General features: G+C 72.0%; 21 protein-coding genes. 14 read left to right on the top strand and 7 right to left on the bottom strand.

The genetic code is table 11. The features are described from left to right. Positions 1 to 28: 28 nt before the first annotated feature. Both ACZ79I_RS24925 and ACZ79I_RS24920 read right to left on the bottom strand, forming a co-directional pair. Positions 29 to 1,168, bottom strand: coding sequence for an adenylate/guanylate cyclase domain-containing protein (locus ACZ79I_RS24925; protein ID WP_471499685.1), 1,140 nt, complete (start codon positions 1,166 to 1,168; stop codon positions 29 to 31). A gap of 130 nt (positions 1,169 to 1,298) precedes the next feature. Further along, positions 1,299 to 2,198, bottom strand: a complete 900-nt coding sequence (locus tag ACZ79I_RS24920) for a biotin--[acetyl-CoA-carboxylase] ligase (protein WP_471499684.1) — start codon at positions 2,196 to 2,198, stop codon at positions 1,299 to 1,301. Positions 2,199 to 2,340: 142 nt separating this feature from the next. Between ACZ79I_RS24920 and ACZ79I_RS24915 the strand changes: the two genes are divergently transcribed. Both ACZ79I_RS24915 and ACZ79I_RS24910 read left to right on the top strand, forming a co-directional pair. Beyond that, positions 2,341 to 3,924 (top strand): acyl-CoA carboxylase subunit beta, encoded by a 1,584-nt coding sequence (locus ACZ79I_RS24915; RefSeq protein ID WP_471499683.1) that lies wholly within the window; start codon positions 2,341 to 2,343, stop codon positions 3,922 to 3,924. 24 nt (positions 3,925 to 3,948) lie between these two features. Beyond that, positions 3,949 to 4,158, top strand: a complete 210-nt coding sequence (locus ACZ79I_RS24910) for an acyl-CoA carboxylase epsilon subunit (protein ID WP_471499682.1) — start codon at positions 3,949 to 3,951, stop codon at positions 4,156 to 4,158. Positions 4,159 to 4,185: 27 nt separating this feature from the next. Here ACZ79I_RS24910 and ACZ79I_RS24905 read toward each other — a convergent pair whose 3' ends face one another. Further along, positions 4,186 to 5,316 (bottom strand): SGNH/GDSL hydrolase family protein, encoded by a 1,131-nt coding sequence (locus ACZ79I_RS24905; RefSeq protein ID WP_471499681.1) that lies wholly within the window; start codon positions 5,314 to 5,316, stop codon positions 4,186 to 4,188. A 154-nt stretch (positions 5,317 to 5,470) separates the two neighbouring features. Between ACZ79I_RS24905 and mmpB the strand changes: the two genes are divergently transcribed. Together mmpB and ACZ79I_RS24895 are read left to right on the top strand one after the other, a co-directional pair. Then, positions 5,471 to 5,599 (top strand): morphogenic membrane protein MmpB, encoded by a 129-nt coding sequence (mmpB, locus tag ACZ79I_RS24900; RefSeq protein ID WP_351235935.1) that lies wholly within the window; start codon positions 5,471 to 5,473, stop codon positions 5,597 to 5,599. Between the two features lie 22 nt (positions 5,600 to 5,621). Then, positions 5,622 to 6,242, top strand: coding sequence for a Maf family protein (locus ACZ79I_RS24895; RefSeq protein WP_471499680.1), 621 nt, complete (start codon positions 5,622 to 5,624; stop codon positions 6,240 to 6,242). A gap of 103 nt (positions 6,243 to 6,345) precedes the next feature. On the opposite strand, the gene ACZ79I_RS24890 is transcribed toward ACZ79I_RS24895, so the two are convergent. Continuing rightward, positions 6,346 to 6,861 (bottom strand): hypothetical protein, encoded by a 516-nt coding sequence (locus tag ACZ79I_RS24890; RefSeq protein ID WP_471499679.1) that lies wholly within the window; start codon positions 6,859 to 6,861, stop codon positions 6,346 to 6,348. A gap of 363 nt (positions 6,862 to 7,224) precedes the next feature. On the opposite strand from ACZ79I_RS24890, the gene ACZ79I_RS24885 reads away from it, so the two are divergent. Further along, complete coding sequence (locus ACZ79I_RS24885) at positions 7,225 to 8,997, top strand: acetyl/propionyl/methylcrotonyl-CoA carboxylase subunit alpha (RefSeq protein WP_471499678.1); 1,773 nt, start codon at positions 7,225 to 7,227, stop codon at positions 8,995 to 8,997. Positions 8,998 to 9,202: 205 nt separating this feature from the next. Here the strand turns inward: ACZ79I_RS24885 and ACZ79I_RS24880 are convergent, their stop codons facing one another. After that, entirely contained in the window at positions 9,203 to 10,162 is a 960-nt protein-coding gene (locus ACZ79I_RS24880; protein ID WP_471499677.1) for a DeoR/GlpR family DNA-binding transcription regulator, read from the bottom strand. 167 nt (positions 10,163 to 10,329) lie between these two features. Then, positions 10,330 to 11,778 carry an NAD(P)H-quinone dehydrogenase gene (locus ACZ79I_RS24875; protein WP_471499676.1) on the bottom strand — a complete coding sequence of 483 codons (1,449 nt, stop codon included), beginning with the start codon at positions 11,776 to 11,778 and terminating at the stop codon, positions 10,330 to 10,332. 97 nt (positions 11,779 to 11,875) lie between these two features. Here ACZ79I_RS24875 and ACZ79I_RS24870 point away from each other — a divergent pair, with 97 nt between their 5' ends. From ACZ79I_RS24870 to ACZ79I_RS24845, 6 genes are all read left to right on the top strand, one after another. Beyond that, the gene (locus ACZ79I_RS24870) at positions 11,876 to 12,313 is read left to right on the top strand and encodes a gamma-glutamylcyclotransferase family protein (RefSeq protein ID WP_381089082.1); all 438 of its coding nucleotides are present in this window, start codon (positions 11,876 to 11,878) and stop codon (positions 12,311 to 12,313) included. Between the two features lie 308 nt (positions 12,314 to 12,621). Next, positions 12,622 to 13,446: a purine-nucleoside phosphorylase gene (locus ACZ79I_RS24865; protein ID WP_471499675.1), complete on the top strand. Its 825-nt coding sequence runs from the start codon at positions 12,622 to 12,624 to the stop codon at positions 13,444 to 13,446. 103 nt (positions 13,447 to 13,549) lie between these two features. Further along, a complete protein-coding gene (locus tag ACZ79I_RS24860) occupies positions 13,550 to 15,181 on the top strand; it encodes a phospho-sugar mutase (RefSeq protein WP_471499674.1) in 1,632 nt (543 codons plus the stop codon). A 291-nt stretch (positions 15,182 to 15,472) separates the two neighbouring features. Beyond that, the gene (locus ACZ79I_RS24855) at positions 15,473 to 16,423 is read left to right on the top strand and encodes an alpha/beta fold hydrolase (protein WP_471499673.1); all 951 of its coding nucleotides are present in this window, start codon (positions 15,473 to 15,475) and stop codon (positions 16,421 to 16,423) included. A gap of 220 nt (positions 16,424 to 16,643) precedes the next feature. Next, positions 16,644 to 17,519 (top strand): helix-turn-helix domain-containing protein, encoded by an 876-nt coding sequence (locus tag ACZ79I_RS24850; protein WP_471499672.1) that lies wholly within the window; start codon positions 16,644 to 16,646, stop codon positions 17,517 to 17,519. Then, positions 17,516 to 17,722, top strand: a complete 207-nt coding sequence (locus tag ACZ79I_RS24845; RefSeq protein ID WP_471499671.1) for a DUF397 domain-containing protein — start codon at positions 17,516 to 17,518, stop codon at positions 17,720 to 17,722. Before ACZ79I_RS24850 ends, ACZ79I_RS24845 begins: the two co-directional genes overlap by 4 nt. Positions 17,723 to 18,906: 1,184 nt before the next feature. Here the strand turns inward: ACZ79I_RS24845 and ACZ79I_RS24840 are convergent. Then, positions 18,907 to 19,569: a PH domain-containing protein gene (locus ACZ79I_RS24840; RefSeq protein ID WP_471499670.1), complete on the bottom strand. Its 663-nt coding sequence runs from the start codon at positions 19,567 to 19,569 to the stop codon at positions 18,907 to 18,909. 199 nt (positions 19,570 to 19,768) lie between these two features. On the opposite strand from ACZ79I_RS24840, the gene deoC reads away from it, so the two are divergent. From deoC to ACZ79I_RS24825, 3 genes are read left to right on the top strand one after another with little or no spacing between them, the layout of a single operon-like run. After that, on the top strand, positions 19,769 to 20,728 hold the full coding sequence (deoC, locus tag ACZ79I_RS24835; protein WP_471505200.1) for a deoxyribose-phosphate aldolase: 960 nt from the start codon (positions 19,769 to 19,771) through the stop codon (positions 20,726 to 20,728). Positions 20,729 to 20,734: 6 nt separating this feature from the next. After that, positions 20,735 to 22,174 (top strand): aldehyde dehydrogenase family protein, encoded by a 1,440-nt coding sequence (locus tag ACZ79I_RS24830; protein WP_471499669.1) that lies wholly within the window; start codon positions 20,735 to 20,737, stop codon positions 22,172 to 22,174. Next, on the top strand, positions 22,164 to 23,183 hold the full coding sequence (locus ACZ79I_RS24825) for an aldehyde dehydrogenase family protein (protein ID WP_471499668.1): 1,020 nt from the start codon (positions 22,164 to 22,166) through the stop codon (positions 23,181 to 23,183). Before ACZ79I_RS24830 ends, ACZ79I_RS24825 begins: the two co-directional genes overlap by 11 nt. Positions 23,184 to 23,267 lie beyond the last annotated feature (84 nt).

Raw genomic sequence — 23,267 nt, 5'->3', positions numbered from 1 at the left:
ACGTGCCGGCCCGACGACGGCGTGCGGGCTACTCCGTCTCCTCCCGGCGCGTCAGCAGCCACGGCTCGACCACGCCCAGGCCACGCACCGGGCGCTGCCACATCGGCTGGAGCGCGAAGCGGTACACGGGCGGCTCCGCGCCCTCCTTCTCCGCCGCGGCCGCGGCCTCGGCGGCCTCCGCCTCGGAGGCGGGCGCCTCACCGGTGCGGATCAGCTCCTCCGCGAAGGCGCCGTCCACCAGGACCGCGTCCCGGGGCGCTATCGAGGTCAGCCGGCTCGCCAGGTTCACGGTCGTGCCGAAGACGTCGCCCATCCTGGTGGTCACCGTGCCGAAGGCGATGCCCACGCGCAGTTCCGGCATGGTCTCGTCGTGCGCCATCGTCTCGATGAGGCGCAGGGCGATCTCCGCGGCCGTCCCGGCGTCGTCCGCCGCGAACAGCACCTCGTCGCCCAGCGTCTTGATCAGCCGTCCGCCGTGGGCGGCCACCAGATCGGCCGCGGTCGTCTCGAACGCCTCGACGAGCTCGCCGAGTTCCTCCTCCTCCATACGGCGCGTCAGTCGCGTGAAGCCGACGAGGTCCGCGAAGCCGACCGCGAGGCGGCGGTCGACCATCTCCTCGTCGTCCGCGGCCTGGACGACCCGTCCGGTCGCGGCGGCGAGCTGGCGCCGCCAGACATAGACGAGGAACTCCTCCAGCTCCGGCAGGAGCAGCTCGATCAGGGGGTAGGTCACCTCGGTGCGGGTCATGCCGGGCTCGGGGGGCTCGGTGAGGCCCTCCAGGAAGGAGTCGATCTGCCACTCGGCGAGGCGGGCGGTGGTCTGCCCGGTCGAACGGGCCACCTGCACCGCCATCGCCTCGCTCAGCAGGCCCGCCTCGACCAGACCGGCCAGACGGCGCAGGGCCAGCACATCGGCCTCCGTGAGCGCCTTGGCCTGCCCGATGTCCGCGAAGCCCATCGCCCGCCAGAAACGGGACGCCAGCTCCATGGAGACGCCCGCGCTGCGGGCCGCCTGGAAGGGGGTGTAGCGGCGCTCCGCCCCCAGGATCAGCTGCTCCAGGCGGATCGCGAGGGGATTGCCCTCGGGCTCGGCGTATGCGTCCCGCTCCGGCTCGCCGTCGGGGTCGGGATGTACGCCCGTGCCCGAGCCCGTGTCGTCGACGGTCACGCGTGCTGCCCTTCCCATCTGCCGCGGTCAGGTTCGACCGCGGTCAACTTTACGGCAGGTGTGCGGTAGCTCACTCCTCAGCGGCTCAGGTGGGTATCGCGTCGGCGGGGCGGACGGCGGGCCGCGGTGCTCAGGCGGGCCGCACATGCACGATGTCCGCCGCCCCCACGGGCTCCTGCACCCCCTCCGCGGTCGCCAGCACCAGCCGGCCGTCGCCGTCGATCGCCACCGCCTCCCCGGTGAGGGAGCGGTCACCGGGCAGATCGGCCCGTACGAGCCGGCCCAGGGTCGCGCATCCGGCCGCGTACGTCTCCTGCAGACCGCTGTCCACCGGGTCGCCGCCGGCGGCGCGCCACCGCCCGTACCAGTCCTCCAGGGAGCGCAGCACGGCCCGCAGCAGCGTGTCGCGGTCCGTGACGCGGGCGCCCGCGAGGGTCAGCGAGCCCGCCATGGGCACCGGCAGTTCGTCCTCCCGGAGGGTCACGTTGATGCCGACGCCGATCACGACCGCGTCCTCACTCGCGCGCTCCAGGAGGATCCCCCCGGCCTTGCGCTCCTCGTCCCCCACCGTGACCAGAAGGTCGTTGGGCCACTTGAGCGCCGTGTCCAGGCCCCCGGCCCGGGACAGGCCGGTCGCGACGGCGACCCCGGTGAGCAGCGGCAGCCAGCCCCAGCGCGCGACGGGCACGTCGGCCGGACGGAGCAGCACCGAGAAGAACAGGCCGGAGCGGGCCGGAGCGGTCCAGGTGCGGCCGATCCGCCCGCGCCCCGCGGTCTGCTCCTCGGCGACCAGGACCGTGCCCTCGCCCGCACCGGTCACGGCGAGGTCGACCAGGTCGCTGTTGGTGGACCCGGTGCGCTGCACCACCTCGATCCGGGACCAGAGCCCGCCCTCCCGCACCAGCGCCCGGCGCAGCACGGCGCCGTTGAGGGGCGGGCGGTCCAGGTCGGACCAGCGGCTGCCGCCCCCGGCGGCGTCGGCGGAGTCGTTCGACGGGTCGTTCGCGTCAGAGGCATCTCGCGGCATCATGCAAGCAACCCTAGGTGTGGTAAACGCCGCACTGCCGAAGGGTGGGCACACCACTACGCTACGGATGAGTAACCGTCCGTACTTCTGAGCATTCTCGCTCGCCTCACCTCCACGTCCCCACTGAGCAGGGAGCCGCGCCCCGATGTCCGAGCCGGAAGAGATCGACATTCACACGACTGCGGGCAAGCTCGCGGATCTCCAGCGCCGTGTGCAGGAGGCCACGCACGCCGGTTCGGAACGCGCCGTGGAAAAGCAGCACGCCAAGGGCAAGCTGACAGCCCGTGAACGCATCGAGCTGCTGCTGGACGAGGACTCCTTCGTCGAACTGGACGAGTTCGCACGCCACCGCTCCACCAACTTCGGCCTGGACAGCAACCGCCCCTACGGCGACGGCGTCGTCACCGGCTACGGAACCGTCGACGGCCGCCCCGTCGCCGTCTTCTCCCAGGACTTCACCGTCTTCGGCGGCGCCCTGGGCGAGGTCTACGGGCAGAAGATCGTCAAGGTCATGGACTTCGCCCTCAAGACCGGCTGCCCCGTCATCGGCATCAACGACTCCGGCGGCGCCCGCATCCAGGAAGGCGTCGCCTCCCTGGGCGCCTACGGCGAGATCTTCCGCCGCAACACCCACGCCTCCGGCGTCATCCCCCAGATCAGCCTGATCGTCGGCCCCTGCGCCGGCGGCGCCGTCTACTCCCCCGCCATCACCGACTTCACCGTCATGGTCGACCAGACCTCCCACATGTTCATCACCGGCCCCGACGTCATCAAGACCGTCACCGGCGAGGACGTCGGCTTCGAGGAACTGGGCGGCGCCCGCACCCACAACGCCGCCTCCGGCGTCGCCCACCACATGGCCGGCGACGAGAAGGACGCCATCGAGTACGTCAAGCAACTGCTGTCCTACCTGCCCTCCAACAACCTCAGCGAACCACCCCTCTACCCCGAGGAAGCCGACCTGGCCCTCACCGACGAGGACCGCGAACTCGACACCCTCGTCCCCGACAGCGCCAACCAGCCCTACGACATGCACACGGTCCTCGAACACATCCTCGACGACGCCGAGTTCTTCGAGACCCAGCCGCTGTTCGCCCCCAACATCCTCACCGGCTTCGGCCGCGTCGAGGGCCACCCCGTCGGCATCGTCGCCAACCAGCCCCTGCAGTTCGCCGGCTGCCTCGACATCGACGCCAGCGAGAAGGCCGCCCGCTTCGTCCGCACCTGCGACGCCTTCAACGTGCCCGTGCTCACCTTCGTCGACGTCCCCGGCTTCCTGCCCGGCGTCGGCCAGGAACACACCGGCATCATCCGCCGCGGCGCCAAACTCATCTACGCCTACGCCGAGGCCACCGTGCCCCTGATCACCGTCATCACCCGCAAGGCCTTCGGCGGCGCCTACGACGTGATGGGCTCCAAACACCTGGGCGCCGACCTCAACCTGGCCTGGCCCACCGCCCAGATCGCCGTCATGGGCGCCCAGGGCGCCGTCAACATCCTCCACCGCCGCACCATCACCGACGCCGCCGACCCCGACGCCACCCGTGCCCGCCTGATCCAGGAGTACGAGGACACCCTCCTCAACCCCTACGTCGCAGCCGAACGCGGCTACATCGACGCCGTGATCACGCCCTCCGACACCCGCGCCCACATCGTCCGCGGCCTGCGCCACCTGCGCACCAAACGCGAAACCCTCCCGCCCAAGAAGCACGGCAACATCCCCCTGTAAACCCCGGCCCCCCTGGAAACCGACATGACGATCAAGGTCGTACGGGGCAACCCCACCCCCGAGGAGCTCGCCGCCGCCCTGGCGGTGGTCCGAGCCCGCGCCGCAGCGGCGGCCTCCATACCGCCGGGCGCGGCGCGGCAGCGGGACTCCTGGGCCGACCCGGCCCGTATCGCCTCCCACCGGCTGCCCGAGCCGGGACCGACGGCATGGAGCCGCACCTACTGGCCCGGCTGACGGCCGCGCCCGGGTGGCCCGGCCGGCCTACAGCACCTTCGCGACGGCTTCGGCCATCACCGCGTGTCCCGCGTCGTTCGGGTGCAGGTGATCACCGAAGTCGTACGCGGGGTGCAGCCGGTCCGGGTCGGCCGGATCCGCCAGGACGCGGTGGAGGTCGACGACCGCGTCGTACTCCCCCGAGCACCGGATCCAGCCGTTCAGCTCGTGGCTCACCTTCGCCGCATGCTCGCCCCAGTGGTCGGAGCCCCCGAAGGGGAGCAGGGTCGCGCCGACCGCCCGCAGGCCCCTCGCGCGCGCCTGGCGGATGACGTCCCGGTGGCCGTCGACGAGTTCGGCGGCCTCCACCACGGGCGCGGGCTTGTACGTCGGCTGCCGGTCCGTCTCGCTGAAGCCGATGTCGTTCAGGCCGAGCAGGACCACCAGCGTGTCCACGCCCGGGTGGCCGAGGACGTCCCGGGCGACGCGGTGGACGGCCTTCTCGCCGTACCACGCCGAGTCGTTCAGCAGCAGGTTCCCGCCGATGCCGGCATTGAGTGCGGGCCGCCCGGTGCGTTCGGCGAGGGCGTCGGACCAGCGGCGGTTCGCGCCCGGGGTGGAGCCGAAGCCGTCGGCGATGGAGTCGCCGAGGACGGCGATGCCGTCCCGGCGGCCGGAGTCGGTCTCGACGGCCGACAGGACGTACCAGGACTCGGAGGACTCCCCGAAGCCCGCTCCGCCGGCCTCCTCCAGCCGGTCGCCCGCGCCACGGTAGCTGGTCGCGAACGCCTGCGCGTGGAAGGTGGCCGGGCCGGTCGCGGCGTCGAAGTACAGGGTGACGGTGATCGAGGTCCCCGGCCGGGTGGCGAGTTCGGCGGCGTCACTGACGATCTGGCCGCGGGCGGGGACCTGCACGGCCCGCACCCCGCCGAAGGTGAGCCGCCGTACCGTGCCCGGCGCGACGGCCGCCCCGTCGGCGGCACGGGCGACGGTGGCCCCGGCGATCCTCAGCGGCGAGGTCCCGTACGCGTGGGTGAGCCGGACGCGGACCCGGCTTCCGCCCGCGGTGAGCCGGACGACCTGACGCAGTGACTGGCGCCAGAAGCCCTCCCGGGACCAGTTGGGGGTGAAGCCCTCGCTGGGGAGCTGGGGCGATGCGGTCCAGGCGGTGGTGAACACGGCAGCCTTCCCTTCCAAATGGAACTGCACTCCCTTTAGTGATGCACAGGACGCTAGCAGCCGGACGACGCTTAATGGAACAGCAGACCCGTTTGGGTAAGTTGAGTACGCGTACTCAGGCGCCCGTGCGCCTCACCGACGGACGATCGACGGCATGCTGTGGTCCGACCCCGAGAACGAGCCGCCCAAGGAACTCCGCGACATGCAGGAGATGTTGCGGCGGCTGGGGGTCCTCATGGCGCTGGCCATGCTGCTGACGATGATCGTCATCGGCATCCGGTGAAGGGCGCCGATACGCTGAGCACATGACCGATCAGCTCCGTCGCCGTCTCGTCCTCGCCTCCCAGTCACCCGCCCGGCTCGGACTGCTCCGGCAGGCCGGGTTCGACCCCGACGTCGTCGTGAGCGGCGTCGACGAGGAGGGCATCAGCGCACCCACGCCCGCGGAACTCGCGCTCGCGCTGGCCGAGGCGAAAGCCTCCGTGGTGGCGGCGAGGCCGGAGGTCATGGGCGCGCTGGTGATCGGCTGCGACTCGGTGCTCGACCTGGACGGCGAGGCGCTCGGCAAGCCCGCGGACGCGGAGGAGGCGACGGCCCGCTGGAAGTCGATGCGCGGCCGGGCGGGCACGCTGCAGACCGGCCACTGCGTCTACGACACGCTCAGCGGCCGGTACGCGTCGGCGACGGCGTCCACCGTGGTCCGCTTCGGCGAGCCGACGGACGAGGAGATCGCCGCCTACGTCGCCTCCGGAGAACCACTCTCCGTGGCCGGGGCGTTCACTCTCGACGGCCGCTCGGCGCCCTTCATCGACGGCATCGACGGCGACCACGGCAACGTCATCGGCATCTCCCTGCCGCTGGTCCGCCGGCTGCTGGTCGAACTGGGCGTCCGGATCACCGAATTGTGGGCGCCGCGGGAGCCGTGAGCACAGGCCGGCCGGGGTGCCGGGGGGGGAGGCAGGGGAGGCGGGGGAGGCGGGGAAAGCCCGCAGCGGCCGGAAACCCAGGGGCCGGCGGAGCGGGCCGCGGTCAGGAGGTGACCGGTGCCGGGCCGCCGTTCTCGGGGGTGCCGCCCTGCTCCGGGACCGACTGCCCGGCGCCGCCGTCACCCTCGGGACCGCTCTCGGCGGGCGGCGTGTCGGCCGGGCCCTCGCGGCGGTCATCGTATGTCATGAGGGTGAGCAGGATCAGCCCCAGCACCACCATCATGAACGCGAACGCACCCCAGCCGACCAGACCGACCGTGAAGGCGCCGAGCAGGCCGTGCACCACGGCGGCGCTGATCAGGAGGATGCGCCAGATACCGGACGGTGAGCGGTCACGCACGGCGACGAGCAGGGCCGCGAGCCCGCACACCGCGAAGTAGAGCCCGAAGGCGACGCCGCCCGCCTTCGACGACACGGACATCGCGTTCGGGTCCAGCCCGGCCAGGGACATGTCCTGGCGGTCGACGACCATCCCGAGGAACCAGTTCAGCAGCGCGATGCCGAACGCCTCCACGAAGAGGACGAGGGCCAAGATCCATGCCACCGGTCTGCGGACCACCGGTCCCCACCCACCTTCGACGCGCGCTGACTGTTACCTCAAGTACGTTCGAGCCATGCGAACGCTACTAACGAGTAAACCTGGGGACAAGAGGTCCGGCACGGGCAAAGATTCGTTGGGCCATTAGTAGGGACTCCACAAAGAAACACGACGGTCGGCGGGACTAGTTCATAGAGACCTTGACCACATGGGAAGGCTAGGGTTTTGCGGTGGATTCCCCTGTGCGGCGGTGCGACAAGGGATTTCACAGCTTGAGTGAGCCTCGTTTCACGCTCCGTGTGGGCAAGCTCACCACTGGGGACGGGTCGAAACGTCGTGTCGGCAGTCCCTAAACTCGGCTTGTTTCAAGGAGAGGGAGCCATCGTGCGCAAGGTGTTGATCGCCAACCGTGGCGAAATCGCTGTCCGTGTCGCCCGGGCCTGCCGTGACGCCGGGATCGCGAGCGTGGCCGTGTACGCCGACCCGGACCGGGACGCCCTGCACGTCCGCGTGGCCGACGAGGCGTTCGCCCTGGGCGGCGACACCCCCGCCACCAGCTACCTGGACATCGACAAGGTGCTGCAGGCCGCCAAGGACTCCGGCGCCGACGCCATCCACCCCGGCTACGGCTTCCTCTCCGAAAACGCCGACTTCGCCCAGGCCGTCCTCGACGCCGGCCTCGTCTGGATCGGCCCGCCGCCCCACGCCATCCGCGACCTCGGCGACAAGGTCGCCGCCCGCCACATCGCCCAACGCGCCGGCGCACCCCTGGTCGCCGGCACCCCCGACCCCGTCTCCGGAGCCGAGGAAGTCGTCGCCTTCGCCAAGGAACACGGCCTGCCCATCGCCATCAAAGCCGCCTTCGGCGGCGGCGGACGCGGCCTGAAAGTCGCCCGCACCCTCGACGAAGTACCCGAACTCTACGACTCCGCCGTCCGCGAAGCCGTCGCCGCCTTCGGCCGCGGCGAATGCTTCGTCGAGCGCTACCTCGACAAACCCCGCCACGTCGAGACCCAGTGCCTGGCCGACACCCACGGCAACGTCGCCGTCGTCTCCACCCGCGACTGCTCCCTGCAACGCCGCCACCAAAAACTCGTCGAGGAAGCCCCCGCCCCCTTCCTGACCAAGGAGCAGAACGCGGAGCTCTACCGCGCCTCCAAGGCCATCCTCAAGGAAGCCGGCTACGTCGGCGCCGGCACCGTCGAATTCCTCGTCGGCCAGGACGGCACCATCTCCTTCCTCGAGGTCAACACCCGCCTGCAGGTCGAGCACCCCGTCACCGAAGAGGTCACCGGCATCGACCTGGTCCGCGAGATGTTCCGCATCGCCGACGGCCAGGAACTCGGCTACACCGACCCCGAACTGCGCGGCCACTCCTTCGAGTTCCGCATCAACGGCGAAGACCCCGGCCGGGGCTTCCTGCCCGCCCCCGGCACCGTCACCACCTTCACCCCGCCCACCGGCCCCGGCGTCCGCCTCGACACGGGCGTCGAACCCGGCAGCGTCATCGGCCCCGCCTGGGACTCCCTGCTCGCCAAACTCATCGTCACCGGCGCCACCCGCGAGCAGGCCCTGCAACGCGCCGCCCGCGCCCTGGCCGAGTTCCACATCGAGGGCATGGCCACCGCCCTCCCCTTCCACCGCGCCGTCGTCACCGACCCCGCCTTCGCCCCCGAACTCACCGGCTCCCAGGACCCCTTCACCGTCCACACCCGCTGGATCGAAACCGAGTTCGTCAACGACATCCCGGCCTTCGCCTCCCCCGCCGACACCGAGACGGAGGAAGAACCCGGCCGCGAGACCGTCGTCGTCGAAGTCGGCGGCAAACGCCTGGAAGTCTCCCTGCCCGCCTCCCTGGGCATGTCCCTGGCCCGCACCGGCCTCGCCGCCGGCGCCAAGCCCAAACGCCGCGCCACCAAGAAGTCCGGCCCCCTCGCCTCCGGCGACACCCTCGCCTCCCCCATGCAGGGCACCATCGTCAAGGTCGCCGTCGAAGAAGGCCAGGACGTCAAGGAAGGCGACCTCATCGTCGTCCTCGAAGCCATGAAGATGGAACAGCCCCTCAACGCCCACAAAGCCGGCACCATCAAGGGCCTCAACGCCGAAGTCGGCGCCTCCATCACCTCCGGCGCCACCATCTGCGACATCAAGGACTGACCCACACCCACCCACCCACCCCAAGAACCAGGCGCCCGGCCGACCGCACAAACCGGTCCCCCGGGCGCCTGGCGTTTCCCGGCGCGCCGGTAAGCGGCTTTGCGCCGCGTGGGCGCGACCGGCCTTCCCCAGGCTCTCAACCACGTTCGAGCAGGGGGCGCCTCCATCGCGCCCGAGGACGGCGTACCGGACTGCGGCGGAGCGCTCAGCGGCGGCGGAGGTCAGCCACCCTGGCCCGGTCGCCCGTGGACGGCTCCCCGAGGGCGGTCGCGCTGCGCAGTTGCGGGCCGCCGGGGACCTGGCTGCGGCGCGGCCCCGGCAGCGGCACGTCCCGGCGCGGCTGGCGCCCCGTGGGCGCTGATTCGCTTCCGGACCCGCCGCCCGGCGCACCGGCGACCGCGATCTGCACCCCCTGGTCGGCCAGGGCCTGCAGTTCGGTGGCCGCACGGTCGTCGTGCGACGGCGGATCGTCCGTCACCAGCCGGGTGATCACGTCCGTCGGCACGGTCTGGAACATGGTGTCCGTGCCGAGCTTGGTGTGGTCGGCGAGGACGACGACCTCCGCGGCCGCCTGCACCAGCGCCCGGTCGACGGACGCCGACAGCATGTTGGACGTGGACAGCCCGCGCTCGGCGGTGAGCCCGCTCCCGGAGAGGAACGCCTTGGAGACCCTGAGCCCCTGCAGGGACTGCTCGGCCCCGCTGCCGACGAGGGCGTAGTTGGAACCGCGCAGGGTGCCGCCGGTCATCACGACCTCGACGCGATTGGCGTGGGCCAGCGCCTGGGCCACCAGCAGGGAGTTGGTGACGACCGTCAGCCCGGGCACACGCGCGAGCCGGCGCGCCAGTTCCTGCGTGGTGGTCCCCGCCCCGACCACGATGGCCTCACCCTCTTCGACGAGGCCCGCGGCGAGGTCGGCGATGGCGGTCTTCTCGGCGGTCGCGAGATGTGACTTCTGCGGAAAGCCGGACTCCCGCGTGAACCCGCCCGGCAGTACCGCACCGCCGTGCCGGCGGTCGAGGAGTCCTTCTGCCTCCAGTGCGCGCACGTCCCGCCGTACGGTCACTTCGGAGGTCTGGACGACGCGGGCGAGCTCACGGAGCGACACGGCCCCGTTGGCTCGCACCATTTCGAGGATCAATTGACGACGTTCTGCAGCGAACACGAAACTGACAGTAACCCCAACGACCGTCTGCTTTCAGCAGTTTGCGCCGAATAACAGAAGTTGTTCGCACAGCGGGGCCGAAAGTGGTATAGACGCCCACTCCCGACACCGATGCCGCGCGCTTCGCCGGCCACTCCCCGTGACCGGCGGTCTTCCCGGCGGGGCGGTCAGATCTCGCCCGGGACCTTCCGGGTCTGCAACTGCCGTGCCACCTCGGCGATCGAGCCCGACAGGGAGGGGTACACGGTGAAGGCGTTCGCGATCTGCTCGACCGTCAGATTGTTGTCGACCGCGATCGAGATGGGATGGATCAGTTCCGACGCGCGCGGCGCGACGACCACACCGCCGACCACGATCCCGGTGCCGGGCCGGGAGAAGATCTTGACGAAACCGTCGCGGATGCCCTGCATCTTGGCGCGCGGGTTGCGCAGCAGCGGCAGCTTGACGCACCGGGCGTCGATCTTCCCGGAGTCGACGTCGGCCTGGCTGCAGCCGACGGTGGCGATCTCGGGGTCGGTGAAGACGTTCGCGGAGACGGTGTTCAGGTCGAGGGGGGCCACCGCGTCGCCCAGGAAGTGGTACATGGCGATGCGTCCCTGCATGGCGGCGACCGACGCGAGGGCGAAGACACCGGTCACGTCGCCGGCGGCGTACACGCCCGGTGCCGTCGTCCGGGAGACCCTGTCGGTCCAGATGTGCCCGGACTCCTTCAGTTTGACCCCGGCCTCCTCCAGGCCCATCCCGCTGCTGTTCGGAATGGCGCCGACGGCCATGAGGCAGTGCGAGCCCGTGATCACCCGCCCGTCGGAGAGGGTGACCTCGACCCGGTCGCCGACGCGCTTGGCGGACTGCGCCCGCGAGCGGGCCATGACGTTCATGCCGCGGCGCCGGAACACGTCCTCCAGGACGGCGGCGGCGTCCGGGTCCTCACCGGGCAGCACGTGGTCGCGCGAGGAGACGAGGGTGACCTTGGACCCGAGGGCCTGGTAGGCGCCCGCGAACTCGGCGCCGGTGACACCGGACCCGACGACGATGAGCTCCTCGGGCAGCTCGTCGAGGTCGTAGACCTGGGTCCAGTTCAGGATCCGCTCCCCGTCGGGCCGGGCGTCGGGCAGCTCGCGCGGGTGACCGCCGGTGGCGATGAGCACGGCGTCGGCGGTGAGGGTCTCCTCGCTGCCGTCCGCGACCCGCACGACGACCTTGCGCGAGCCGTCCAGGGCCTGCATGCCCTCCAGCCGGCCGCACCCGCGCATGACCCGGGCGCCCGCGCGGGTGACCGATGCGGTGATGTCGTGGGACTGGGCGAGCGCGAGGCGCTTCACCCGTCGGTTGACCTTGCCGAGATCCACTCCGACGACGCGGGCGGCCTTCTCCAGCGGAGGGGTGTCGTCGGCCACGATGATGCCGAGCTCCTCGTACGAGGAGTCGAAGGTCGTCATCACCTCGGCCGTCGCGATGAGCGTCTTCGACGGCACGCAGTCGGTGAGCACCGACGCGCCGCCGAGACCGTCGCAGTCGACGACGGTCACCTCCGCGCCGAGCTGCGCGGCCACCAGCGCCGCTTCATATCCGCCGGGTCCGCCACCGATGATCACGATCCGAGTCACGTACTCCATTGTCCCGCACGCGTGGGGTGGCGCTCTCCCCGGGGGCCGCCCGGTGGTACTTCTGTTACAGCAGAGGCCGCCGTGGCGCTGTCGTACCCTCGACTCCATGTCGCTCTACGCCGCGTACGCCGGCAACCTCGACGCGCGGCTGATGTCCCGCCGCGCACCGCACTCGCCGCTGCGCGCCACCGGCTGGCTCAACGGCTGGCGGCTGACCTTCGGGGGCGAGCACATCGGGTGGGAGGGCGCCCTGGCGACGATCGTCGAGGACCCGCTGTCCCAGGTCTTCGTCGCGCTGTACGACATCGCCCCCATGGACGAGGACTCCCTGGACCGCTGGGAGGGCGTGGGTCTCGGCGTCTACCGCAGGCTGCGCGTGCGCGCCCACACCCTGGACGGCGAGGAACCGGCCTGGACCTACGTGCTCAACGGCTACGAGGGCGGCCTCCCGTCCGCCCGCTACCTGGGCGGGATCGCGGACGCGGCGGAGTCGGCCGGGGCGCCGCACGACTACGTGATGGAACTGCGCAAGCGCCCTTGCTGAGCCCTGCCGAGGCCGCCGGCGCCGGAACACCTCCCCTCCGGCGACGACGGCACTGACGGCAGCGGCGGCGGACAGCGCCCGGCGGGCCGGCGGCCGCACAACGCCCGGCCACGACGGCGGACAGCGCACCACAACCACGGCACAACGCCCGGCCGCGACAGCGGACGGCGTGCCCCGGCACGCGCCGGACCGGCCGCGCCCACAGCCACAGCGACGACGGGAATCGTCGGAAACGACAAGACAACGATCGCATTCCCGTGAGCTCCCTCATCTACGCGCGTAGGCAGAGAGCGGCTACTCTCATCCGCGTGAACGCATCTCTTCTTCCGGACGACATCCAGGGCGATCCCTACGCCGCCGCCGACACCGCCGCCGCGCGCCTGCGCGAGCTGACGGGTGCCGAGACCCACGATGTCGCCCTCGTGATGGGCTCCGGCTGGGCCCCGGCCGTCGACGCCCTCGGCGAGCCCGAGGCCGAGTTCCAGGTCACGGAGCTGCCCGGCTTCCCGCCTCCGGCCGTCGAGGGCCACGGCGGCAAGCTCCGCTCCTACCTGGTCGGCGACACCCGGGCCCTGGTCTTCCTGGGCCGTACGCACTACTACGAGGGCCGCGGCGTCGCCGCCGTCGCACACGGCGTCCGCACCGCCGTCGCCGCCGGCGCCAAGACCGTCGTCCTCACCAACGGCTGCGGCGGCCTGCGCGAGACGATGCGTCCCGGCCAGCCGGTCCTGATCAGCGACCACATCAACCTGACCGCGACCTCCCCGATCGTCGGCGCCAACTTCGTCGACCTCACGGACCTGTACTCCCCGCGCCTGCGGAGCCTGTGCAAGGAGATCGACCCCACCCTCGAAGAGGGTGTGTACGCGCAGTTCACCGGCCCGCACTACGAGACCCCGGCGGAGATCCGCATGGCCCGCGGCATGGGCGCGGACCTGGTGGGCATGTCGACGGTCCTGGAGGCGATCGCCGCGCGCGAGGCGGGCGCCGAGGTCCTGGGCATCTCCCTGGTCACGAATCTCGCCGCCGGTATGACGGGCGAGCCGCTGAACCACGAGGAGGTCCTCCAGGCGGGCCGCGACAGCGCGGCGCGCATGGGAGCGCTCCTCGCCCAGGTGCTGGAGCGGCTGTAGGTGCGGCCGCCGGTGACGGCCCGGCACCGGACCGAGCGGGCGGGAACGACCACGGACGCCGCAGCCCCCGCCCCACCCACACACAACGAGAGGTTGACCCGACGTGCACGACGAACTCATCGCACGGGCCCAGGCGTGGCTGGCCGAGGACCCCGACGCGGAGACCCGTGAGGAACTCGCCAAGCTCATCGACGCCGGGGACCACGCCGAGCTCGCCGCACGCTTCGGCGGCACCCTCCAGTTCGGCACCGCCGGTCTGCGCGGTGAACTCGGCGCCGGCCCCCTGCGCATGAACCGCGCCGTGGTCATCCGCGCCGCCGCCGGCCTCGCGGCGTACCTCAGGTCCCAGGGCCACGGCGACGGCCTCGTGGTCATCGGCTACGACGCCCGTCACAAGTCCGCCGACTTCGCCCGCGACACCGCCGCCGTCATGACGGGCGCGGGCCTGCGCGCGGCGCTCCTGCCCCGCCCGCTGCCGACGCCGGTCCTCGCCTTCGCCATCCGGCACCTCGGCGCGGTCGCCGGTGTGGAGGTCACCGCGAGCCACAACCCGCCGCGCGACAACGGCTACAAGGTCTACCTCGGCGACGGCTCCCAGATCGTGCCGCCCGCGGACGCCGGGATCGCGGCCGAGATCGACGCGATCAACACGCTGACCGACGTCCCCCGCCCGGACGGCGGCTGGGACACGCTCGACGACGGTGTCCTCGACGCCTACCTGGCCCGCACGGACGCCGTGCTCGCCCCGGACTCCCCGCGGACCGCCCGTACCGTCTACACCCCGATGCACGGCGTCGGCAGGGACGTCCTCCTCGCCGCCTTCGCCCGCGCCGGCTTCCCCGCTCCGGTACTCGTCGCCGAACAGGCCGACCCCGACCCGGACTTCCCGACCGTGGCCTTCCCCAACCCGGAAGAGCCCGGCGCCATGGACCTCGCCTTCGCTGAGGCCCACGAGACGGACCCCGACCTCGTCATCGCCAACGACCCCGACGCCGACCGCTGCGCCGTGGCCGTCAAGGACGGCGCCGACTGGCGCATGCTCCGCGGCGACGAGGTGGGCGCCCTGCTCGCCGCCCACCTGGTGGAGCGCGGTGCCCGGGGCACCTTCGCCGAGTCGATCGTCTCCTCCTCCCTCCTCGGCCGCATCGCCGCCAAGGCGGGCCTTGCGTACGAGGAGACCCTCACCGGCTTCAAGTGGATCGCCCGTGTCGAGGGCCTGCGCTACGGCTACGAGGAGGCGCTCGGCTACTGCGTCGACCCGGACGGGGTACGCGACAAGGACGGCATCACCGCGGCCCTGCTGATCACCGAACTCGCCTCGCACCTGAAGGCGCGGGGCCGCACCCTCCTGGACCTCCTCGACGACCTGGCCCTCGAACACGGCCTGCACGCCACGGACCAGCTCTCGGCGCGCGTCGAGGACCTCTCGCTCATCGCCGACGCGATGCGCCGCCTGCGGGAGCGGCCGCCCACGGAACTCGCGGGCCTGCCCGTCACCCGGTCCGAGGACCTCACACGGGGCACGGACACCCTGCCGCCCACGGACGGGCTGCGCTACACGCTCGACGGCGCCCGCGTGATCGTCCGCCCCAGCGGCACGGAACCGAAGCTGAAGTGCTACCTGGAGGTCGTGGTCCCCGTCACCGGGCGCGCCGGCCTCCCGGCGGCACGGGCCAGGGCCACGGACCTGCTGGCGGCACTCAAGCGCGACCTGGCGGCCGCGGCCGGCATCTGACCCACGCACGCACGTGCCCGCGGCTTCTGCAGCCGCGGGCACGGGTTCCGTACCGGATCACGCGCACCGCGCCCCTCTTCTGCCCGGGCGGCGTCAGTGCTGCAGGACCGGTGAGCCGACGGGCACATCAGAAGCCGGTGGCCGCACCCACCCACATGGGCCCGCCACACGAACCCAAGGCCACCTGCATGCACCGAGCACATGTCGGTGCCGCCCGCCGGGCCCTATCGTGCGCGACACGCGACCGGACGACCGCCCTCCGGTGCGCGACGAGACGAGGAGCCGCCGAGAATGACGCGTCACCCCGAGGGCCCGCAACGCGAGGCCACACCGCAGACCGGCCCGTACGAGGAGCTGAGCGTGCCCGTCGAGGGCGGCGAACTCGCCGTGCTGCGCTGGCCCGCGGCCGAGCCGGGCGCCCCGGCCGTGCTCGCGCTGCACGGCATCACCGCCAACGCGCTCTCCTGGGCCAGGGTCGCCCACCACCTCGCGGGCCGGGCCACCCTGATCGCGCCCGACCTGCGCGGCCGGGGCGGCAGCCGGTCGCTGCCCGGCCCGTACGGCATCGCCGCGCACGCCGCGGACATGGCCGCGCTCGCCGACACGTTCGAGCTGCGCGGGGCGGTGCTCGCCGGCCACTCGATGGGCGCCTTCGTCAGCGCGTTCACCGGCGTACGCCATCCCGCGAGGTTCGCCTCCCTCGTCCTCGTCGACGGCGGCCTCGGCTTCCCCGCTCCGGCCCACCTCGACCCGGACGCGCTGCTCGACGCCGTCATCGGCCCGGCGATGCGCCGGCTGACCATGACCTTCCCCGACCGGCAGTCCTACCGCGACTACTGGCGGAACCATCCCGCCTTCTCCGGCTCGTGGTCACCGTGGGTGGACGCCTACATCCAGCGCGACCTCGTCGGCGAGGAGCCCCACCTGCGCTCGTCCTGCGTCCGCGACGCCGTGCGCGTCGACGGCACGCAGGTCCTGCGCGATCCGGAGGTACTGTCCGCGGTACGGCGACTGCAGCTTCCGGCCCGGCTGCTGTGGGCCGACCGGGGCCTGATGGACGAGCCGCAGGGGCTGTACGACGAGCGGCGGCTGGCCGCCGCGGACCTGGACCCCACCCGAATCGCGACACACCGGGTGGCCGACGTCAACCACTACACGGTGCTCGTCGGCGACGAGGGCGCGCGCACGGTGGCCGGCCATCTCCTGGACGCGGCGGTCACGGGCGGCGGCACGCCCGGGTGACGTGATTGCTCCGGATCCGGGCATCCGGCCCCCGCCGTGGAGTTGGACGGATTGCTCGTTCACGGCACCCAGCGTGGACACTTGCACCTAATCTGACCGGTGACGACGCCCATACGTCCAGCCGCCGTCCGGAGAGTGTCCGGTGGTGACGGGGCTTTCAAAAGGGGTGCGCGGGTACCGGGCGTCGCGGCACGGCGGTACGACCGGAGGGGCGCGGGCGATGCGGGTGGACGGTGCAACGGTTGGGCTCAAGGACGAGAGGGACGAGCCGGGTTGGGAGGTGGACCCGGACGACGACTGGGGTGTCGCGGTCGTCGCGACCGTGGGGCGGCAGCTGAAGCTGCGGCGGGAGGCGGCGGGGATGCGGGCCGCGGAGTTCGGCGCGGCGGTCGGGTACGGGGAGGACCTGGTCTACAAGATCGAGGGCGGGAAGCGGATTCCCCGGCCCGAGTATCTGGACAAGGCGGACGAGGTGCTGGGGGCGGGCGGACTGCTCTCGGCGATGAAAGAGGACGTCAAGAAGGTCAGGTACCCGAAGAAGGTGCGGGAGCTGGCACAACTGGAGGCGCGCGCCGTCGAGATCGGGGTGTACGAGTGCAGCAGCATCGCCGGCCTGCTGCAGACGCCGGAGCACGCGCGGGCCCTGTTGGAATCGTGGCTGCCCGCCTATTCGCCGGAAGACCTGGAACGGCGGGTGGCTGCCCGCATGGCCCGGAGGTCCGTCTTCGAACGGTCGCCTGCGCCCGCCCTCGGTTTCGTCCTGGAAGAAGCGACGCTGCGCCGTAAGGTTGGAGACACAATGGTGCGGCGGCAGCAGTTCGAACGCCTGCTGGAGGTGGGGCGGTTGAGCAACGTCACCCTCCAGGTGATGCCGCTGGACAGCGCGGCGCACCCCGGCATGAGTGGCAGGATCGAGCTGCTGAAGTTCGACGACGGCACGGCTGTCGGACGTTCAGACGGCGCGTTCAGCGGCCGCCCTGTCTCCGACCTTAGGCAGCTACGCATCCTTGAGCTGCGGTATGGCACCATCCGGGCTCAGGCTCTTCCACCAGGGGAGTCGCTGGCCCTGATTGAGCGACTGCTGGGGGAAACATGATCCGCAAGACCGCTGCCGGGGGCGTCTCCGAGCCGGCGTGGTTCAAGAGCAGCTACAGCAGCGGCCCCGACGGCGACTCCTGCGTCGAGATCGCGATAACGCCCCGCACCGTCCACGTCCGCGACTCCAAGAACACCGAGGGCCCCCGGCTGGCTCTGTCCCCCGGGGCGTGGTCCGCTTTCGTCCCGTACGCCGGGAAGTAACCGCAGGGGCCGCCCGCTTCTTTGCCAGTGTCGTGCTTCCGCGGGCCGCGTCAAGGGCGCTGCGTTCCGCTGCGCTCCACTTCGCGTCGGCTTCGCCGATGGCCCTCCGGGCCACCCTTGACCCGGCCCGCTCCAGCACGGGGGAGAAGCGAGCGGGCGGCCGGGGGAGGAGCGGGTGCCCAACCGGGGTTTGCGGTGCGGTGGGCCGGGGCGTGGACCGGTGGCTGACGGGTCGCGGTCGCGCCTCGCATGCACGCCGGGTGAGCTCAGCGGCTTACGGTGGGTGGGGCGCGGTCGCGAGTGGCGGCACGGCGGGCCGGTTCGGCGGCGTACGACATGACATGGTGCGACCGTCGCGGGCCGCGATGTGGCGATGGACGATTGGTGGATTTGTGCCACCGTCGGCAGGCCGACGGTGAGAAGCACCAAGACAGCGCAAGGTGGCCGACGTCCGGGGTGGCACAAATCCACCAATCCCCCCGGCGGTGTGACTCCAGAGGCTGATGTGACGTGGCAGTGACTCCCACCCGACCCCGCACGCCGACCCCACCCACACCGACCCCACGTCGCCGAACCGGCCCGGCGTGCCGACGAGAACCGACCGCGATCACCGCCCACCCACCGCAAGTCGCCAAACCGGCCCGCCGTGCCGCCACTCCGCAACCGCGCCCCACCCACCGACCCCACGTCGCCAAACCGGCCCGCCGTGCCGCCACTCCGCGACCGCGCTCCACCCACCCACCGACCGCAAGCCGCTGAGCCCACCTGGCGTGCATGCGAGGCGCGACCGCGCCCCCAGCCGCCGGCCCACGCCCCGGCCCACGGAACCCCCGACCCCGGTTGGGCACCCGCTCCTCCCCCGGCCGCCCGCTCGCTTCTCCCCCGTGCTGGAGCGGGCCGGGTCAAGGGTGGCCCGGAGGGCCATCGGCGAAGCCGACGCGAAGTGGAGCGCAGCGGAACGCAGCGCCCTTGACGCGGCCCGCGGAAGCACGACACTGGCAAAGAAGCGGGCGCCCCCCACAGCACTGAAGAGGAAGCGGCTCCCACCGTCACCTCACGCGCGGCGCCGGCCCCCTCACCACGTACGGCTCACGGGGCCTGCATCCGCCCCGCCCCCACCGGCGTCCGCCGCCGTCCCCGCAGGCAACCGCCCCTCCCCCCGCCAGCATCCGCCCGCCCGCGGCTCACCCCACCGCCACCAGGATGGCCAGCACCACCGCCCCCGCCACCGCCGGTCCCATCACCTCGTAGGCCCAGCGGACGGTCGGCTCGCCCTGGGCGTGCTCGGCGTTCTGGCGGGTCTCGGCGAGTTCGCGCAGGTCGTCCATGATCTGGTCGGTCTGGGCGCGGGTGGGGCCGGCCGGTACCGGCGGCGCAGTGTCGGTGCGGCCCCGCGCGCCGGGGCGGGCGGCCTGGGCGGTGGCCCGGGTGTGCTGCCGGGCCGCCCTCTTGCGGGCGCGCAGCGAGACGGGCACGGCCCACAGCTGGTACTTGGTGCCGGAGGTGGCGACGACCTCGTTCGAGTAGCCGGAGCGGAGCGAGGCCACCGAGCCCCAGGGGAGCACGATGACCCGGAACGGGTTGCGGATGCGCAGCCGTTCCTCGTTCGCGTACACGGCCGGGCGCAGGGTGAAGGCGGTGACCAGCGGGATGACCAGGATCATCGTGGCGAGCGCCAGCCACGGGGTGCGGCCGTGTCCGGAGACCAGTGCGTCGATGCCGAGCCAGAGCACGATGGCGAGCAGCAGTCCGCCGGCCGCGATACCGGCGGGCGACCGGTAGATGCGGTCCCGGGAGGGGGGTGCCGAGGAGTCCGGCGCGGGTGACTGGTGATCCGGGGTCGTCATGGGTTCGATTCTGCACGACGGGACGACGGGCCCGTGGCCGGTACGCCGCCCGGGGACGCGTCCGGTGCGTGCACGGCGTACGCACCGGGGCAACCCGGCACGCGGGGTGCGCCGCCGGCCCGCGCCCGCCTCGGAGCCTCCCGGGGCTGTCCCGGGGCTGTACAGCCGCTACGCGCGTAGATATGCTCGGCTGGTGACCATGCCCACCACTGCCGCACAGGCCCCACACGCTCTCGCCGACGTCACCGCGTCCGACAGCACGCTGCGCCGCTTCCTGCACGGGCTGCCCGGCGTCGACGCGGTCGGCCTGGAGGCGCGCGCCGCCTCCCTCGGCACCCGTTCCATCAAGACCACCGCGAAGGCGTACGCCCTCGACCTCGCCATCTCGATGGTCGACCTGACGACGCTGGAAGGCGCGGACACCCCGGGCAAGGTCCGGGCGCTCGGCGCCAAGGCGGTGCACCCCGACCCCACGGACCGTTCGACGCCCGCGACCGCGGCCCTCTGCGTCTACCCCGACATGGTGGCCGTCGCGAGGGAGGCCGTCGCCGGCTCCGGCGTCAAGGTCGCGTCCGTCGCCACGGCCTTCCCGGCGGGCCGCGCCGCGCTGGAGGTGAAGCTGGCCGACGTGCGCGAGGCCGTCTCCGCGGGCGCCGACGAGATCGACATGGTCATCGATCGCGGGGCGTTCCTCGCGGGCCGGTACCTGAAGGTGTACGACGAGATCGTCGCCGTGAGGGAGACCTGCGGGAACGCCCGTCTGAAGGTCATCTTCGAGACCGGTGAGCTGTCGACGTACGACAACATCCGCCGTGCCAGCTGGCTCGGCATGCTCGCGGGCGCGGACTTCATCAAGACCTCGACCGGAAAGGTCGCCGTCAACGCGACCCCGGCCAACACCCTGCTCATGCTGGAGGCGGTGCGCGACTTCCGGGCGCAGACCGGCGTCCAGGTCGGCGTGAAGCCGGCCGGCGGCATCCGCACCTCCAAGGACGCGATCAAGTTCCTGGTCCTGGTGAACGAGACCGTGGGCGAGGACTGGCTGGACAACCACTGGTTCCGCTTCGGCGCCTCCTCGCTCCTGAACGACCTGCTGATGCAGCGTCAGAAGCTGGCCACCGGCCGCTACTCCGGCCCCGACTACGTGACGGTGGACTGATCCCCCATGGCATCCGCATTCGAGTACGCACCCGCGCCCGAGTCCCGCTCGGTCGTCGACATCGCGCCGTCGTACGGCCTGTTCATCGACGGCGAGTTCGCCGAGGCGGCCGACGGCCGGGTCTTCAAGTCGATCAGCCCGTCCACCGAGGAGGTCCTCTCCGAGGTCGCCCGGGCGGGAGAGGCGGACGTCGACCGGGCGGTGAAGGCCGCCCGCAGGGCCTTCCGGACGTGGTCGGCGCTGCCCGGCGCCGAGCGCGCCAAGTACCTGTTCCGCATCGCCCGCATCATCCAGGAGCGCAGCCGCGAACTGGCCGTCCTGGAGACGCTGGACAACGGCAAGCCCATCAGGGAGACCCGTGACGCGGACCTCCCGCTGGTCGCCGCGCACTTCTTCTACTACGCGGGCTGGGCCGACAAGCTCGACCACGCCGGGTTCGGTCCGGACCCCCGGCCGCTCGGCGTAGCGGGCCAGGTCATCCCGTGGAACTTCCCGCTGCTGATGCTGGCGTGGAAGGTCGCCCCGGCGCTGGCGACCGGCAACACGGTCGTGCTGAAGCCCGCGGAGACCACTCCCCTCTCGGCGTTGTTCTTCGCGGACATCTGCCGCCAGGCGGGCCTGCCCAACGGCGTCGTCAACATCCTTCCCGGCTACGGCGACACCGGCGCCGCGGTGGTCGCGCACCCCGACGTGGACAAGGTCGCGTTCACCGGCTCCACGGCCGTCGGCAAGGAGATCGCGCGCACGGTCGCGGGCACGAGGAAGCGGCTCACCCTCGAACTGGGCGGCAAGGGCGCCAACATCGTCTTCGACGACGCACCCGTGGACCAGGCCGTCGAGGGCATCGTGAACGGCATCTTCTTCAACCAGGGCCAGGTCTGCTGCGCGGGCTCCCGACTCCTGGTCCAGGAGTCGGTCCACGACGAGGTCCTGCAGTCCCTGAAGCGGAGGCTGTCGACGCTTCGCCTGGGCGACCCCCTCGACAAGAACACCGACATCGGCGCGATCAACTCCGCCGAACAGCTCGCCCGGATCACCGCGCTCGCCGAGCAGGGCGAGGCGGAGGGGGCCGAGCGCTGGTCCCCCGCCTGCGAACTCCCGGGGTCCGGCTACTGGTTCGCGCCGACGCTCTTCACCAACGTCACCCAGGCGCACACCATCGCCCGCGACGAGATCTTCGGCCCGGTGCTGTCCGTGCTGACGTTCCGCACCCCGGAGGAGGCCGTGGCCAAGGCCAACAACACCCCCTACGGCCTGTCCGCCGGCATCTGGACGGAGAAGGGCTCCCGGATCCTGGCCGTCGCGAGCAGGCTGCGCGCCGGCGTCGTCTGGTCCAACACGTTCAACAAGTTCGACCCGGCCTCGCCGTTCGGCGGCTACAAGGAGTCGGGCTTCGGCCGCGAGGGCGGCCGCCACGGTCTGGAGGCATACCTCGATGTCCGGTAACAGCGACGCCGCCGAAGAGACCGCGAAGGCCGCGAAGACCACGAAGAGCGGGAAGACCACGAAGAGCGGGAATGCCGAGAAGGGTGCGAATGGCGTGACCAGCGAGCCGCGGCTCGCCGTCTTCAAGACCTACAAGCTGTACGTGGGCGGGAAGTTCCCGCGGTCCGAGAGCGGCCGGGTGTACGAGGTGACCACAGCGACATCGGATGCTGACGCGGCGGGCGAGGGCAACTGGCTGGCGAACGCGCCCCTCGCCTCCCGCAAGGACGCCCGTGACGCGGTGGTCGCCGCGCGCAAGGCGTTCGGCGGCTGGTCGGGCGCGACGGCCTACAACCGCGGCCAGATCCTCTACCGCGTCGCGGAGATGCTGGAGGGCCGCAAGGAGCAGTTCGTCCGCGAGGTCGCCGACGCCGAGGGCCTGTCCGGGGCCGAGGCGGCCCTCCGGGTGGACGCGGCGATCGACCGCTGGGTCTGGTACGCGGGCTGGACCGACAAGATCGCCCAGGTGGTGGGCGGCGGAAACCCGGTCGCGGGCCCCTATTTCAACCTCTCCACCCCTGAGCCGATGGGCGTGGTCGCGGTCGTCGCCCCCCAGGAGTCGTCCTTCCTGGGCCTGGTCTCGGTGGTCGCTCCGGTGATCGCGACCGGCAACACGGCCGTCGTGATCGCGAGCGAGCGGTCCCCATTGCCGGCCCTCTCCCTCGGCGAGGTCCTGGCCACCTCCGACGTGCCGGGCGGCGTCGTCAACATCCTCTCGGGCCGCACGGCGGAGGTCGCGGCGCCGCTGGCCGCCCATCAGGACGTCAACGCGATCGATCTGGCCGGCGCCGACGACGTCCTGGCCAGGGAACTGGAGATCGCGGCGGCGGACAACCTGAAGCGAGTTCTTCGTCCACAGCCTGTGGATTATTTTTCGACGCCGGGCACCGAGCGGCTGACGGCCTTCCTGGAGACGAAGACGGTCTGGCACCCCACGGGGTCACTGGGCGTGTCCGGTTCCTCGTACTGAGGCCGCCCGGCACAGGAGGGCCGTGTTTCCCCGGAGCCCGGGGAAACACGGCCCTCCGTCGGTCGCCACCGGCCGAAGCCGGTC

Source organism: Streptomyces sp. PSU-S4-23, from assembly GCF_055632315.1.
Note: the sequence above shows the minus strand (reverse complement) of the source record. Positions and strands in the feature narration are given on the sequence as shown.